The organism is Christensenella tenuis (genome assembly GCF_014287795.1).
In the GTDB taxonomy this organism is placed as follows: Bacteria; Bacillota; Clostridia; order Christensenellales; family Christensenellaceae; genus Christensenella; species Christensenella tenuis.
This window is the reverse complement of the sequence record NZ_JACOON010000006.1, coordinates 229,715-244,236: the sequence shown is the minus strand read 5'-3', so window position 1 is coordinate 244,236 and position 14,522 is coordinate 229,715. Positions and strand designations below refer to the sequence as shown.

General features: G+C 50.4%; 13 protein-coding genes. 10 read left to right on the top strand and 3 right to left on the bottom strand.

Annotated elements, in window-relative coordinates; translation table 11 throughout:
- Positions 1-2: 2 nt before the first annotated feature.
- Both H8S18_RS12110 and H8S18_RS12105 read left to right on the top strand, forming a co-directional pair.
- Positions 3-2,141 carry an NHLP bacteriocin export ABC transporter permease/ATPase subunit gene (locus H8S18_RS12110; RefSeq protein ID WP_330598773.1) on the top strand — a complete coding sequence of 713 codons (2,139 nt, stop codon included), beginning with the start codon at positions 3-5 and terminating at the stop codon, positions 2,139-2,141.
- A 27-nt stretch (positions 2,142-2,168) separates the two neighbouring features.
- Positions 2,169-3,308, top strand: coding sequence for an ABC transporter substrate-binding protein (locus tag H8S18_RS12105; protein WP_186858524.1), 1,140 nt, complete (start codon positions 2,169-2,171; stop codon positions 3,306-3,308).
- 64 nt (positions 3,309-3,372) lie between these two features.
- Here the strand turns inward: H8S18_RS12105 and H8S18_RS12100 are convergent, their stop codons facing one another.
- Complete coding sequence (locus H8S18_RS12100) at positions 3,373-3,624, bottom strand: hypothetical protein (RefSeq protein WP_186858523.1); 252 nt, start codon at positions 3,622-3,624, stop codon at positions 3,373-3,375.
- Positions 3,625-3,751: 127 nt separating this feature from the next.
- Between H8S18_RS12100 and H8S18_RS12095 the strand changes: the two genes are divergently transcribed.
- From H8S18_RS12095 to H8S18_RS12065, 7 genes are all read left to right on the top strand, one after another.
- The gene (locus H8S18_RS12095; RefSeq protein ID WP_186858522.1) at positions 3,752-3,970 is read left to right on the top strand and encodes a hypothetical protein; all 219 of its coding nucleotides are present in this window, start codon (positions 3,752-3,754) and stop codon (positions 3,968-3,970) included.
- Positions 3,971-4,266: 296 nt separating this feature from the next.
- Complete coding sequence (locus tag H8S18_RS12090) at positions 4,267-5,430, top strand: ROK family transcriptional regulator (protein ID WP_186858521.1); 1,164 nt, start codon at positions 4,267-4,269, stop codon at positions 5,428-5,430.
- Between the two features lie 189 nt (positions 5,431-5,619).
- Positions 5,620-7,107 (top strand): sugar ABC transporter ATP-binding protein, encoded by a 1,488-nt coding sequence (locus H8S18_RS12085; protein WP_186858520.1) that lies wholly within the window; start codon positions 5,620-5,622, stop codon positions 7,105-7,107.
- Positions 7,108-7,139: 32 nt separating this feature from the next.
- Positions 7,140-8,135 (top strand): ABC transporter permease, encoded by a 996-nt coding sequence (locus H8S18_RS12080; RefSeq protein ID WP_243165151.1) that lies wholly within the window; start codon positions 7,140-7,142, stop codon positions 8,133-8,135.
- Between the two features lie 69 nt (positions 8,136-8,204).
- Positions 8,205-9,200: a sugar ABC transporter substrate-binding protein gene (locus H8S18_RS12075; RefSeq protein ID WP_207721758.1), complete on the top strand. Its 996-nt coding sequence runs from the start codon at positions 8,205-8,207 to the stop codon at positions 9,198-9,200.
- A 98-nt stretch (positions 9,201-9,298) separates the two neighbouring features.
- Positions 9,299-10,057 (top strand): ThuA domain-containing protein, encoded by a 759-nt coding sequence (locus tag H8S18_RS12070; protein WP_186858519.1) that lies wholly within the window; start codon positions 9,299-9,301, stop codon positions 10,055-10,057.
- Positions 10,058-10,074: 17 nt separating this feature from the next.
- Positions 10,075-11,244 carry a Gfo/Idh/MocA family protein gene (locus H8S18_RS12065; RefSeq protein ID WP_186858518.1) on the top strand — a complete coding sequence of 390 codons (1,170 nt, stop codon included), beginning with the start codon at positions 10,075-10,077 and terminating at the stop codon, positions 11,242-11,244.
- Between the two features lie 165 nt (positions 11,245-11,409).
- Here the strand turns inward: H8S18_RS12065 and H8S18_RS12060 are convergent, their stop codons facing one another.
- Entirely contained in the window at positions 11,410-12,615 is a 1,206-nt protein-coding gene (locus H8S18_RS12060; RefSeq protein ID WP_186858517.1) for an MFS transporter, read from the bottom strand.
- Between the two features lie 154 nt (positions 12,616-12,769).
- Here H8S18_RS12060 and H8S18_RS12055 point away from each other — a divergent pair, with 154 nt between their 5' ends.
- A complete protein-coding gene (locus H8S18_RS12055) occupies positions 12,770-13,621 on the top strand; it encodes an aldo/keto reductase (protein WP_186858516.1) in 852 nt (283 codons plus the stop codon).
- Between the two features lie 430 nt (positions 13,622-14,051).
- Here H8S18_RS12055 and H8S18_RS12050 read toward each other — a convergent pair whose 3' ends face one another.
- A complete protein-coding gene (locus H8S18_RS12050; RefSeq protein ID WP_186858515.1) occupies positions 14,052-14,459 on the bottom strand; it encodes a PadR family transcriptional regulator in 408 nt (135 codons plus the stop codon).
- Positions 14,460-14,522 lie beyond the last annotated feature (63 nt).

Here is a 14,522-nt window from a genome sequence, read left to right as displayed (position 1 = left end):
ACGTGGGAAAAGAGGAACAAAAGGCAATGGACGAAGCGCTCCGGGACCTTCTTTCGATTTTTGAGAAACCGCACGCGGGAAAAAGCGCGCCTGACCGAAAAAAGGGAATCGACGGCGCGTTGCAGGAGGTGCTTCGTTTTTGGAAGATCGAAGCGGGGGAAGTGCCGGACAAAATTGAAGATCCATATGAAAGGGTTGAATATGTGCTGCGGCCGACCGGCGTCATGCACCGGCGCGTGGAGCTGACCGGAAAATGGTGGAAGGACGCGACAGGGCCGCTGCTTGGCGCAAAAAAAGACGGAACGCCGGTGGCGCTGCTGCCTATGGCCTTTGGCGGCTACGCTTACCATGACGAAAACGGAAAAGTACGGATCAACGAAAAAACAGCCGGGGAGCTTCTGGAGCAGGCGCTCTGCTTTTACCGCGGGTTTCCCGCCAAACCGCTGAAGCTCATCGATACGCTGATGTTCCGCCTGCATTCCTTTTCCGTGGGGGATGTCATCTGGGTGCTTGTCGCGTCGCTGTGCGTAAGCCTCCTTGGGATGGTCCTTCCGCAGATCAACAAGCTGATTTTTGATAATATCATTCCCGGCGGCCTGACGGCGGATGTTTTTCCGGTAACGGCCCTTCTTGTCGGGGCCACGGTCGGGAGCCTGCTTTTCGGCATATCGCGCAGCCTCATCCTGCGCCGGTTTATGGATAAAATGTCGGTGGCTTCGCAAAACGCGGTGATGTCACGGGTATTTTCCCTGCCCGTTTCCTTTTTTAAAGACTATTCGGCGGGCGAACTTTCCGAACGCGTGGGCAGCATGAACGCGATCGGGGAGATTCTTTCCGGAACAGTCCTTACAACCGGGCTTTCCGCTTTGTTTTCATTTGTGTATATTTTCCAGATGGCCTCCTTTGCCCCTACGCTCGTGGGGCCGGGGATGCTCGTCATTGCAGCTATGCTTGCGGTCATTGTCCTCACGGCAATTGTCCAAATTCATGTTTCCAAGCGGAAAACGGATATTTCCATCAAGCTGAACGGCCTGGTATTCAGCCTGTTTGGCGGGATCCAGAAAATCAAACTTGCCGGGGCGGAAAAGAGGGCGTTTGCCAAATGGGCAAAGCTGTTTTCGCAGGAGGGAAGGCTTTCCTACAATCCGCCCCTGTTTTTGAAGTTCAGCACCGCGATTTCAGCGGCTGTCACGCTCGGCGGCACAATCCTCCTTTATTTCGTTGCTGGAGAAAACGAGGTTTCACAGTCGGACTATATTGCTTTTTCAACCGCCTATGGAGCGGTTTCTGCCGCGCTTCTGGCGCTTGCGGGCATTACGGCCCAGCTTGCGTCCATAGGGCCGCTGCTGGAGATGGTCCAGCCGATTTATGACGCGCAGCCGGAAACCGGCGAAAACAAAAAGCAGGTGGCAGAGCTCCGGGGCGAGGTGGAGCTTTCCCACGTGACCTTCCGGTACCGTGAAGATTTGCCCGTTGTTCTCGACGATTTCAGCCTGCACATCAAACCGGGGGAATACGTTGGAATTGTGGGAAAAAGCGGGTGCGGGAAATCTACGCTGATGCGGCTGCTGATCGGCTTTGAGAAGCCGGAAGCGGGCGCGGTTTATTTCGACGGCGAAGACATCGAAGAGCTTGACCTGCGAAGCATGCGCCAGAGGATCGGCGTTGACCTGCAAAACGGAAAGCTGTTCGCAGGGGATATTTTTTCCAATATTACACTGACTGCGCCGTGGAGCACACTGGACGAGGCCTGGGAGGCCGCGCGCCTCGCGGGGATCGCGGAAGACATCGGGCAGATGCCCATGGGTATGTATACCATGATCAGCGAAGGCAGCGGCGGAATTTCCGGCGGCCAGAAGCAGCGGATTCTGATTGCGCGCGCTCTCGCCGGAAAGCCGCAAGTGCTTTTGTTTGACGAAGCGACAAGCGCCCTCGATAACGTTGTGCAAAACGAGGTTGCTGAAAATATTGCAAAGCTCGGGTGCACGCGGATCGTGATTGCACACCGTCTGTCCACCGTAAAAAAATGCGACCGGATTGTGATGATTGACGGCGGCAGGATTGCGGAGGAAGGAACATACGACGAGCTCATGGGAAAGAAAGGACTGTTTTATGAGTTTGCCGCACGCCAAATCAAATAAAGCGCGGCGGGCTATGGTGGTAATGATATGAGAAAAATAATATTTATTCTGGTATGCATCCTGGTTGTGGCGGGCGTTCTGTTTGCAGGCTGCGCGCAGCAGCCGGTGCAGCAGGACGCAAACGCAATCAGGATTGCGCTCGTTTACCGCAGCGGCATGGAATATAACGCCTCCCGCTACGAAAAAGGAATGCAGATGGCAATCGAAGAATATACCGGGCCTTACCAAATCAGTGTGGAAACTTATGGCGATGCGCAGGAATTTGAAGGGTCGCTGGAAACGGACAACAAGCTTGCGGAGGACCCGAATATCACTGCCGTCGTCAGCTTGCAGGATTATGAGGTCATCGATGCTGCGGCAAAGACAATGGACGATTTTCATAAAGCATTTTTTGCAGTACAGGGGTATTATGACGAAACAGTGGGAAAAGGATATTCCTCCTTCTTTCCCTTCTCGCTTCCGGCGAGCCACCTCGGGTTTGCAATGGGGCTTTACGCAAATGCCGGGAACGCGCAAAACGTCGGGGTGATACATAGCGGAACGCCGTTTGAAATCGCGCAGGCAAATGCGTTCGAACGCGGACTGCTGTCGGGGACAGGCGGCGCAAGTACGGCCGGCTCGCTGTCCGAACCCTTTACGCAGCAGGAATTCGCGGACGAAATGCATGCCTGGAGGGCGCTCGGCATAGATACGGCCTATGTTCCCTATTATAGGTCTTATTGGGCCGCGGATATTCTTGCGGCAATCAAAGAGCTGTTTCCGGAAATGAAACTGCTCGCCAGCTTCACGCTCGGCAGCCAGGAGACGGTCGATTCCCTGGGCGGGCTCGATGGAACGGTTGTGCCCGCGATGTACCCGGTTGACCAAAGCGAAGAATATACGGAATGGGCGCGGCGGTATGAAGAAAAGTATGGGGAGGCGCCGGAAAACGAAGCGGTACAGGGTTATGACATTGTGAACCTGATCGCCTCAAATTACGACGGCAGCAATGAAACGCTGCCTGCCAATCTGCGCGCGAACGCGGATCGCGCAGAGGGCATCGCCGGGAATATTGTTCCGGATCTTCTCACCGGCCTGCCGGATGTTTCCTACAGTGATCCGTATGATTACGAATATTTGGTGATACAAGGCGGGAAATTCGTGCATACGGAAATGGAAGGCCAGTAGAAAAAGAAAGCCGCCGCTTAACATGGCGGCAGTGGAACCGCTTGCCGCTGCCCGGAAGGCGCCGTTATTCGTTATTGCCTATCCAGCCAGTCCAACCGCATTTTTTACATGCGTAATAAAGACCATTCTCTCTGCCGGTTTTTGTTATAGTGGGATCGGGATCGACTTTGAAATCGGTACCGCCGCATTTGGGACAAACTTTCCACCTCATTTTAGACCGGCCTGTTTTCCCATTAAAAATCCCAAATCCGCCCGCAGCCCGCTCAAGCTCCTCATCTGTTAATACTTTGCCGTTTTCATCTGTAAAAGTTGCCATGATCGTTACCTCCTTGATATTAGAATATACGGAATGGAAAGGAAAATGGCTCATTTTATGAAAAAAAAGGAAACTGCTTGGATAAGTATGTTTATACTGGATGCAGGTTCAGGTAAGAAGTACGGCAATGGTTTTTAGCTTGGGAGATACTTTTGCTAGCTGCTGCGGACGTACACGCGCCGGAATATGTGCGCGGTGCAGCGGCTTGGGGGAATTTTGTGCCGTGCCCGGCGTGCAGGAAGGCGACGGGATGCGCCCTGCGCCGAAGGTGCGGGCTGCCGTTGGGCAACGGGAATCCATCATTTTGCAGGGAAAGGAAACAGCCCGCGAAAGGACGGAACAGTGAATTTGAATCCCGGATGGAATCTATGGTGCTTTCGGGCGGCGCATATGCCTCGCTCCACCGGTTTCTTTAAAAGCGATAAAGGATTTGGCAGACATGCCAAATCCTTTTTGCGTACGAATTTGCGGAATGATGAAGCATGGAAAGCGGTAGGTGTCGTCTCGGGAAATACAGCCGATTGCATTCGTAATGATTCGTGAAAAATGGGCATTTGTTTTTAAAACAACTTACTTAAATGCCTTGAAAAATTATTGGGGATATTATAGAATGTTATTAACTTAAGGCGGAGGACTAAATGATTGAAGGTAGATCAAAGCGTTATCAAAGATATTAACAGGCGAAAAATTATGAGCCTGCTGCGGCGGAAAAAGAAAATGACAAAGAGCGAACTTGGGAAGGCGATCAGCGTCAGCCTGCCCACGGTCATCTCTAACGTCAATGAGCTAATCGAAATTGGCGTATTGAAAGAAGCTGGGGTCGCAAGCTCTACGGGCGGACGCCGTCCGACGATTGTCGAATTTGTAAAAAATGCGAAATATTCGATTGGCGTAGATTTTCAAATAGGCAGGATTCGCTTTGTTCTTATTAACATGAATTATGAAATTATCTGCGATCGGCTCATAGAATTCGATGTTCTTCGCGATATGGATAAAATGATGTCCGATGTAAAAAGCGAAATTGACGAAATGCTGAAGATCATGAATATCGATTCCTCCCGGATTATCGGAATGGGGATATCGCTTCCCGGAACTGTGAATGAAAAGGACAAAATTCTTGAATTTGCCGCTAATCTGAACATCGATAACATAGATTTCAGAAAATATGAAGCGCTGTTTGATTTTCCGATCTATGTCGAAAATGAATCCAATGCCGCTGCAGTTGCAGAATATAAAATCGGCGTATGCCATAATAAGAATGACATGGTCTATATTTCTATCAATGAAGGTATTGGCGCGGGAATTATCTCCGGAAACAAGGTCTACAAGGGATATAACAAACGGGCCGGAGAATTGGGGCACATGACAATCGTGAAGGATGGAGCTATGTGTGTGTGTGGAAACAAAGGGTGCTGGAACTCCTATATTTCCGAACGTGCCCTGTTGGACCTGTACCGCGAAAAAGCTGGGAAAAAAGCTTCATCTGTGCGGGCGTTTTTTGAAATGTACGACCAAAAAAATGAGACTGCCGCTGAAGTCATGGATGAATATATCGAATTTCTGGCAGCTGGCCTGAGGAATATTATTTTGATATTTGATCCGCGCTATATTGTTCTTGGCGGAGAAATGGCAAATTATGCGAAAAGCTTTATTGAAAAGGTAAGAAAGCGCACATTCAACGGCGAGAAGCTTTTTTCCGAAAAAGATGTCAGGATTGTAGTCTCTGAACTGGGGATGAACGCCTCTGTGATGGGGGCCGCCATCATACCGCTCAACCTTTTTATGGAAGTGGAAAAAGTGTATTGATTTTATGACGCCGGGCCTCTCTTTCGAAGAAAGAGAGGCTTATTTTTTTGATTTAAATTAAAATGACTTTAAAAAGCCACTTGACTAATGGGTAGAACGGTGGTAAAATGTGAAACATATTAAAGAGCATTTACAATCATTTCAAGACGTATAAAATTTTTTTCATTAAAAGGTGGTGTGTAAATTAAATTGGCTAATGAGTATATTTTGGAAATGGTTGATATTTGTAAATCATTTCCGGGAGTAAAGGCACTTGAAAATGTAAACCTGAAATTAAAATGTGGGACGGTCCACGCGCTGATGGGAGAGAACGGCGCCGGAAAATCAACATTGATGAAGGTTCTCATGGGGATGTACGTACCGGATAGCGGAAAGATAATTTATGACGGCAGGGAAATCTCCAGGTACAGCCAGGGGCAGGCGATCGGGATGGGGATCACCATGGTGCATCAGGAACTTTCATACATTCCCCATATGACGATTGCAGAAAATATGTTCCTTGGGAGGGAAATACTGAAAAACGGGATAATCGATAGAACCGCGATGTGCGAAAAAGCAAAAGAGCTTCTTGCACGCGTCGGCGTCAGCTTGGATCCCAAAGTTCTGATGAAAGATCTCAGCGTTTCCGAGAGGCAAATGGTTGAAATTGCAAAATGCGTTTCCTATAACGCCAAAATCGTAATCATGGACGAACCTACATCCGCAATAACGGACAAAGAGGTGGACCAGCTCTTCGCGGTGCTGAACGATCTGAAAGCAAAAGGGGTAGCAATCGTCTATATTTCGCACAAAATGGATGAAGTTCTAAAAATCTCAGACGAAGTAACGATCTTGCGGGACGGAACCTTTATCGATACTTTTCCAACAGAGAATATCGATATCGACCAGATTATCGTTGCGATGGTAGGGCGGGAGTTATCGCAGGTATATCCTGAAAAAAACAATGAGATCGGCGAACAGGTATTTGAGGTGAAAGGGCTCAAGCGGGAAGGCGTATTCCATGACATTTCGTTTTCACTGCGAAAAGGCGAAATACTGGGCTTTGCAGGACTGATGGGCGCGGGACGGACGGAAATTATGCGTGCGATCTATGGGATCGATAAACTGGATGAAGGCGAGATCTATGTCCGGGGCGAACAAATCACAATCAGAAATCCCGGAGATGCAATTAAAAATAAGATCGGGCTTGTAAATGAAGACAGAAAAGGAGTGGGCCTCGTCCTGCCGATGTCGATCAAAAAAAACCTCACATTATCAAACCTGAATAAATATTTTAATGGAATTGTTGTCGGAAATAAAAAGGAAGCGGAGCTTGCGGACAAGATGATGCAGATGCTGGCTATCAAAGCCCCATCGAAAGAACAGCTTGTCAAAAACTTATCGGGCGGCAATCAGCAAAAGGTGGTGCTGGGAAAACTTCTCCTGGATGAAGCGGAAATACTCATCATGGACGAACCCACGCGTGGAATCGATGTCGGCGCAAAAGCAGAGATTTATAAATTGATCTGCGAGCTGGCGGAGGAAGGAAAAGCGGTTATCGTGGTTTCTTCTGAAATGCCCGAACTATTGGGGCTGTGCGACAGAATCATCGTTTTGCACGAAGGGGAGATGATGGGGGAAGTCCAAAGGGAAGACTTTGACCAGGAAACGCTCATGAAGTGGGCATTCGCCCAGTAAAAATATCTTGTAATAAGACGAAAGGATAAAAAATGTTTCAGAATTTAGATGCCAAGAGCAATATGTTAAAAAGAAATGACGCAAAAAGTTTGCTGTCAAAATATGGAATATTGATCGCGCTTGTCGTTCTTATCGTAGTTTTATCCATTGCTACGCCAAACTTTTTGCAAGTAAAGAACTTCCTGAACGTATTCAGGCAAATCTCAATCAGCGCGATTTTGGCAATCGGGGCAACTTTTGTGGTGCTGACCGGCGGGATCGATCTTTCGCTGGGTGCGGTGGTGGCGATTACCGGCGTATCCGCGGCGATGTTTGCACATCCGGGGGAATATCCCATAGTCGTACCGGTTCTGGTCGGTATTGGCGTCGGCGTCCTCTTCGGGCTTTTTATCGGCGTAATCGTTGCAAAGGCAAATGTCGCTTCCTTTATCGTAACGCTGGGCGTGACGACAATCGCCCGCGGCGGCGCGCTGCTCATTGCGGATGGCCGCCCGGTCTCCAACCTTGATCCGGCCTTTAACTGGATTGGTAATGGGGAAATCGGCGGGGCCGAAGGGCAAATAGGGTTCCCGGTGATGATATTAATTATGCTGGCGGTGTTCCTGATCGTGTGGTTTGTTCTGAATAAGACGAAATACGGCCGGTATGTATATGCGATCGGCGGAAACGAAGATGCGGCTTACGCATCGGGCGTTAAGGTCGACCGGGTGAAGATGTCTGTATATGTGATTTGCAGCGGGCTTGCGGGGCTTGCCGGCGTGATGCAGGCCGCGCGCATAGAAGTTGGGCAGCCAAGCATTGGCGTTGGATATGAGCTGGATGCGATTGCCGCCGTGGTTATAGGCGGAACCAGCCTTTCCGGCGGGGTTGGAACAGTAGTCGGGACACTGATCGGCGCATTGATTATTGGCTTCATCAACAATGGGCTGGACCTGCTCAACGTATCGTCGTACTACCAGCAGATTATTAAGGGACTGATTATCATCGGCGCGGTTCTGCTGGATGTAAAAACAAAGCAAAAGAGGTAAGGGAATCATTTATGATAAGCAATCCAAGTAACCAGGATAACGAAACGATAAAAAATAGCGGAGGGTAATATGAAAAAAATAGTAGTATTGGTAATGGCTGTTATATTTGCAGTAGTAGGATGCGTGGCGTGCGCCGCGCCTGCGGCGGAGCCGGAGACGGCGACCGAAAGCGCATCGGCGGCAACCGGGGCGGAAGATACTGCCGCTGCGGAAGACGGGGAAGGGCTGGTCTTTGGATTTACAACCATAACGAATTCGAATGAATTTATGGTAAAAATCCAGAAGGGAATTGAAGACAAGTGTGCCGAACTTGGCATTGAAGTCATTTGCAACGATCCGGATATGGATGCGAATAAACAGATCTCACAGGTAGAATCGTTTATCGCCCAGGGAGTTGACGCGATCATCATGGATCCCTGCGATGCGGATGCAAGCTCGCCCGCAGTCACAAAGGCACAGGAAGCCGGGATCCCGATTATCAATGTGAACTCGGTCACAACTGCCGCGCCGGATGTATTTGTCGGGTCGAGAGACGAAGAATCCTCGGAACTCGCGATTGAATTTATCGCCGAGAAATTGGGCGGCAAGGGAAATATCTGCATGATCCATGGAAATCCGGGGCAGTCCGCTGAAATCAAGAGAAGCGACGGGGCATATGCGGTGTTGGAACAATATCCGGATATGACGTTGCTCGCGGAGGATACGGCGCACTGGTCGAGGGAAGAAGCGATGGCTCTTACAGAAAACTGGATTCAGTCCTATGGAGACCAAATCAACGCTATTTTCTCACAGAACGACGAAATGGTAATGGGTGCGCTCAAGGCTGCGGAAAACAACAATATGAAGGAAAACATGATTATCGTAGGAGTGGATGCGATTCCCGATGCGCTTCAGGCGGTAAAGGACGGGAGGCTTGACGCTACCGTATTCCAGGACGCTTACGGCCAGGCGACGATGGCGGTAGAAATGGCATATAAGATGGTAAAGGGAGAAGAAGTAGAATCGGAAACATACGTTCCTTTCCAACTGGTGACGATTGACAATGTAGACAATTATTTAGAGTAACTTCAGTGTAAAAATAGAATGACCTGGTTGCTTATTACACCGAAGACAAAAAGACATATAAATAATTTGCTCAAAAGAAAAGATAGGAGAAATGAATCATGAAAAAGAAAGCGCTGATCGTGTGGGGCGGCTGGGACGGTCATGATCCGGAACAGGTTGCGCACGCATATAAAGACATTCTTGAATCGGAAAATTTTGACGTAGAGATGGCGGATACGCTTTCCGCCTTCGAAGATGAAGAGAAACTGATGGGCCTTAACATTATTGTTCCGTGCTGGAGCCATGGCGAGATCACGCCGCAGCAGCACGGCCCGGTTATCAAGGCCGTAGCAAGCGGTGTGGGAATTGCCGGATGCCACGGCGGGATGTGCGACTCCTTCCATGACTGCATGGACTGGCAGCTTATGACGGGCGGCCAGTGGGTAGCCCACCCCAATGGGCAGCATGTGCGGTTCCAGGTGCACTATGTAGACAAGACCCATCCGATCACACAAGGGTTGGAAGATTTTGAAACGGTTTCCGAGCATTATTACCTGCTTGTCGATCCGGCGGTACATGTCCTTGCGACAACGCGGATGCCGGTTGGGAAAGGAGCTTACACAAATATTGGGGATACGTCCATTGATCCTGATTCAACCTACGGCGTATGGAATTTCGACGAGAATGAGTTCAACGATTCCATGGAAGCGGTTGGGCCGCATATTACAAACGGGGTTTTCGATATGCCGGTTATGTGGACGAAATACTTTGGACAGGGAAGGGTCTTCTATAATTCCTGCGGACATTCCATCAGCCACTTCATGGAAAAACCGAATCTGGAAGTGACAAGGCGCGCGCTGCTTTGGACGGCAAAATAGTAACGAGGTAAAGAGAAATGAAAAAGGTAAAGGTTGGTGTTGTCGGCTGCGGCAATATCAGTGACATTTATTTAACAAACGGCAAAAAGTACGACGTGCTTGAGATCGTCGCTGTCTGCGACCAGATCCGGGAAAGGGCCGAAGCGCAGGCTGAGAAATATGGAATCGGGAAAGTATATGATACTGTGTCGGATATTATGGCGGATGGCGAGATCGAGGTCATACTCAATCTTACCAACCCGAATGCGCATTACCCGGTCAATATGATGGCCCTTGAAGCCGGAAAGCATGTTTATACGGAAAAATCACTTGCCATTACAACCCAGGAAGGACAAGAGATTATTGCGCTGGCAAAGGAAAAGGGTCTGCGGGTTGGCGCGGCGCCGGATACCTTTCTGGGCGGGAGATTGCAAACCTGCCGCAAGCTGATAGACGAAGGATGGATCGGAAAACCGATTGCGGCAACGGCGTTTATGACCTGCCATGGCCATGAAATATGGCATCCCGGCCCGCAGTTTTATTACAAGACCGGGGCCGGCCCTATGTTTGATATGGGCCCGTACTATGTAACGGCATTACTTTCACTGCTGGGACCTGCGAGGCGGGTCTGCGGCTCTGTACAAAAGACATTTGAGCAGAGGCGCATCACAAGCGAGCCGTGCTTTGGCGAGATCGTTGCTGTCGAAGTGCCTACGCACATCGCCGGAACGGTAGAATTTGATATCGGGGCGATTGCGACGATCATCACGAGTTTCGATATCTGGGATTCCCACCTCCCACGGCTTGAGCTATATGGAACGGAAGGAACACTTACACTTCCGGATGCCGATCCGCTCGCAGGTCCGAATCTTTTCGAGGGGCCGATCCTTCTCAGACGGAGCGACGAAGCCGACTGGAATGACTTCCCAAGCACACTGCCGAGGAAGGAAGCGACCGCATGGCGGGAGATCCCTGCCGCGTTCGGCTATAACGAAAACAGCCGTATCCTTGGGCTTGCGGATATGTGCGCCGCCATTGAGTCAGGGAGGCAGCACAGGGCGAACGGGAACATGGCCCTGCACGCGCTTGAAATCATGCAAGGGATTCACGACGCGGCTGAAAGCGGGACATATCATGAAATGGAAAGCACATTTGAAAGACCCGAGCCCATGCCGATGAATCAGCCGGAATATGTGTTCAGCGAATAAAAAAGTATATTTTGGATTATGACACAGGCCCTGCCGTCCTCCCTATGGCTTTAACCGGCGGGGAATATGAAATATCCGAAGCAAAAAATAAGTATCAAAAAACACGAAAGGCATTTGCCTTTCGTGTTTGCCGTTTAAGACAATACTCTGCGAATCTATTTCGCCTCATGCATTCGCAAGCTCTTTCCTGCACCGGACGCACAGGATACCCATAACCACGACGCTTGCGGCAAAAATGGCAATCAGGCCGTTCAGCGGCAGCAGCAGGCCGGACGTTTCGGCGATTGCACCCACGAGCACAGGCGCTGTCATACCGCCGATATTGTAGGCGAATACGGCAAGGGAAGTTGCAGATGCTTTGCGCGTAGGGAAAAGCGCGGTGGAAATCATCACAACGCTTACCACATTGAGCGCGCAGAACGCGCCCCCGAGGGTGGTGAGCACCATGGCGGCCGGCTGGGATGCGACGTTAACCGCGCCGAACATGCACGCGATGCTGATGATGCTGAATAAGACATACACGCGCTGCGGCTGGATTTTGCGGAAGATAAGGGGCCCCAAAAGCCGCATGGCAAGCGTCCCCACATAATAAAGCGTGAGCATAAGCGCCGCGCTGTCTACGGAGAATCCGCGGACGGTGGAGAAAAACGCCGGATACCATGCCGCCATAGTCGTAGTGAAACAGGAAAACAGGCCGCAGCCCAAAAGAATCACCCATGATTTTGGGGATTTAAAGATTTCCGCCGGATTTTCTTTTGCGTTTTGCGCAATGGCGGTCAGGTCCACTTTGGAAAGTTCGGGCGCTGTTTTTTTCAGGGAAAGCACGTAAACAAGCGTTACGGCAAGAGAAAGGATTCCCACAAACAGGAACGGATTCACAAAACTGCGCGAGTCCCCCGGGACGAGCATGGCGGCCATCATAATGGGGCCCGCCATCGTTCCCGCGCCGAAGAAAATTTGCACCATGGGCAGCAGGGTTTTGTTTTTTTGCGGGAAGTATTCCGTAATGGTCGCCTGGCCCATCACATCGATTACCGTATAGCCGATGCCGGCCAGCAGCGCGCCCGCGCACACGATAAGATAAGGAGGCGCAAACCCGACGAGCATGGTTGCCGCGCCGAGGATCAACACGCCGAATGCAACGACGCGCGGCTTGAAAAACCGTTCGCCAAGCAGCGCGCAGAAAAGCGCCGCCGCAATTCCGCCAATGCTGCCAACCATGGTGAATACGCCCTGGGCGCTGGTGCCGATGCTGTAAAAATCCATCATGGTAGTGGAAAGCGTGCCAAACAGCACGACATACAGCGCATAACAAATAAAAGTAGCCAGAAGAACGATGATATAAAACTGCGTTGTTTTCTGCTTTTGCATAAAGTAATACTCCCGTATTTCCTGAAATAAGTTCCTTTGTTATTATACATGCTGCCTGCTATGATTGTCATTGATTTCTTTTGGAAAAACGTTTATGATTAAAACAACCGGGCATTTATTATCCGAATGACCGTACATAAAAGGAGGGATTCAAATGAAAAGTTTAGCAGATACGTTTACCCTTTCAAACGGAGTTCAGATTCCGTGCATAGGGTTTGGCACATGGCAGACGCCCGACGGCGAAACGGCGGTAAAAGCCGTTGAGGCGGCCCTTGCGGACGGATACCGCCACATCGATGCGGCGGCGATTTACGGAAATGAAGAGAGCGTGGGGAAAGCGATCGCGAATTCCGGCGTAAAGCGGGGCGAACTGTTCGTAACCAGCAAGCTTTGGAACGACGAGCATGGATATGAAAGTACGCTGCGCGCGTTCGATAAAACGCTGAAAGACCTTGAGCTCGAATACCTGGATTTATACCTGATCCACTGGCCCGTTCCGGCAAAGTTCAAAAACGACTGGCAGAAAAAAAATGCGGAGACTTGGAAAGCTTTTGAGGAGCTGTACAAGGAAGGCCGCATCCGCGCGATCGGCGTCAGCAACTTTCTGCCGCACCATGTAGAGGAATTGAAAAAAACGGCGGAAATCATGCCGATGGTGAACCAGATTGAATACCATCCGGGCCTGATGCAAAAAGAGGCCGCAGACTATTCACAAAAGGAAGGCATGTTGATTGAGGCATACAGCCCGCTTGGCACGGGAAAAATGCTCGGCAACGAAACATTGAAGGGCATCGCGGAGAAGTATGGTAAATCCGTGGCGCAGATTTGCATCCGTTGGGTGCTGCAAAACGGCGTACTGCCGCTGCCCAAATCTGTCACGCCGTCGAGAATCGCAGATAACGCCCAAGTATTCGATTTTGAACTCGCGGCGGACGACATGGCGGTCATAGACGCGATGGTTGATCCAGACGGGACGACGAACGATCCGGATAATTTTCCGCTGTAAGGGCCCGGCGCATAAGAAGCGCGCGGAATGATAAAAAACAAAACGGCTGGCGGACAGGCGGCCGGTAAACGTGAAAAAGACCAGTGGCAAAAAACGGACGGCACTGGTCTTTTACTATGCAGATGAGAAGAGAAAATCCTTCGGACATACCGGGGGAAACGTTCCTTGCCTTGGTGGGCCCGTTTGCTTTTGGTATGAAAAGCGCGGGAAAAAACAGCTTGTGGTTTTTGCGGTGGAAAAGGAAGATTCGCACAATCTATGTGGCAAAGCCGCCATGGCGCAAATAAACTCCATTTCCCCTGATGCTGCGCCAGCCCGCTTATATCCGCACTGCCGCCGGGTCTTCCGGGGGCGGTCAGGGCGCATGAAAAAACGGCACAGCAAAAACTGCTGTGCCGTTTCAAACCGCATACTTTTTGGTTTTATGCGCTCAAACCGGCTGTTCCCCTTTGGAACAGCAACATCCGCAGGGCGCATCCGAAGGAATTTTTTCATTGATTTTGCCGATCAGGGAAGCGATGTCCTGCTGGTAGGCACGCAGGGTTGCCCGCCAGGTTCCAAGGCAGTCCCTGCCATCCCCGGTAATCTCGTAAATGCGGCGGGGCTTGCGGTTTTCACCCATTTCCCAATCCGAAGAAAGCAGGCCCGCGGCTTCCATTTTCTTAAGCGTGCGGTATAAGCCGGTCGGGTCGGGATCGCCGGACAGAAGGCCGTCGGCGTTCAGTTTTTTTAAAATTGAAAAGCCGTGCAGCGGGCCGTCCATCAGCGCGGTGAGGATGGCCGGCTGGATAAATTTGTCCAGAAAAGTGCCTTTGCAGGCACATTTTACTTCTTTCATTTTGGTCCCTTCCAAACATATATTTTATAATTTTATCATATCATCCACGCCCATAGGCCCGCA

What these genes read in the sequence shown, in the direction of transcription:
- H8S18_RS12105 (WP_186858524.1), top strand. Translation starts at nt 2,169, where the DNA reads ATGAGAAAAATAATATTTATTCTGGTATGCATCCTGGTTGTGGCGGGC.
- H8S18_RS12100 (WP_186858523.1), bottom strand. Translation starts at nt 3,624, where the DNA reads ATGGCAACTTTTACAGATGAAAACGGCAAAGTATTAACAGATGAGGAG.
- H8S18_RS12095 (WP_186858522.1), top strand. Translation starts at nt 3,752, where the DNA reads ATGGTTTTTAGCTTGGGAGATACTTTTGCTAGCTGCTGCGGACGTACA.
- H8S18_RS12080 (WP_243165151.1), top strand. Translation starts at nt 7,140, where the DNA reads ATGTTTCAGAATTTAGATGCCAAGAGCAATATGTTAAAAAGAAATGAC.
- H8S18_RS12075 (WP_207721758.1), top strand. Translation starts at nt 8,205, where the DNA reads ATGAAAAAAATAGTAGTATTGGTAATGGCTGTTATATTTGCAGTAGTA.
- H8S18_RS12070 (WP_186858519.1), top strand. Translation starts at nt 9,299, where the DNA reads ATGAAAAAGAAAGCGCTGATCGTGTGGGGCGGCTGGGACGGTCATGAT.
- H8S18_RS12065 (WP_186858518.1), top strand. Translation starts at nt 10,075, where the DNA reads ATGAAAAAGGTAAAGGTTGGTGTTGTCGGCTGCGGCAATATCAGTGAC.
- H8S18_RS12060 (WP_186858517.1), bottom strand. Translation starts at nt 12,615, where the DNA reads ATGCAAAAGCAGAAAACAACGCAGTTTTATATCATCGTTCTTCTGGCT.
- H8S18_RS12055 (WP_186858516.1), top strand. Translation starts at nt 12,770, where the DNA reads ATGAAAAGTTTAGCAGATACGTTTACCCTTTCAAACGGAGTTCAGATT.
- H8S18_RS12050 (WP_186858515.1), bottom strand. Translation starts at nt 14,459, where the DNA reads ATGAAAGAAGTAAAATGTGCCTGCAAAGGCACTTTTCTGGACAAATTT.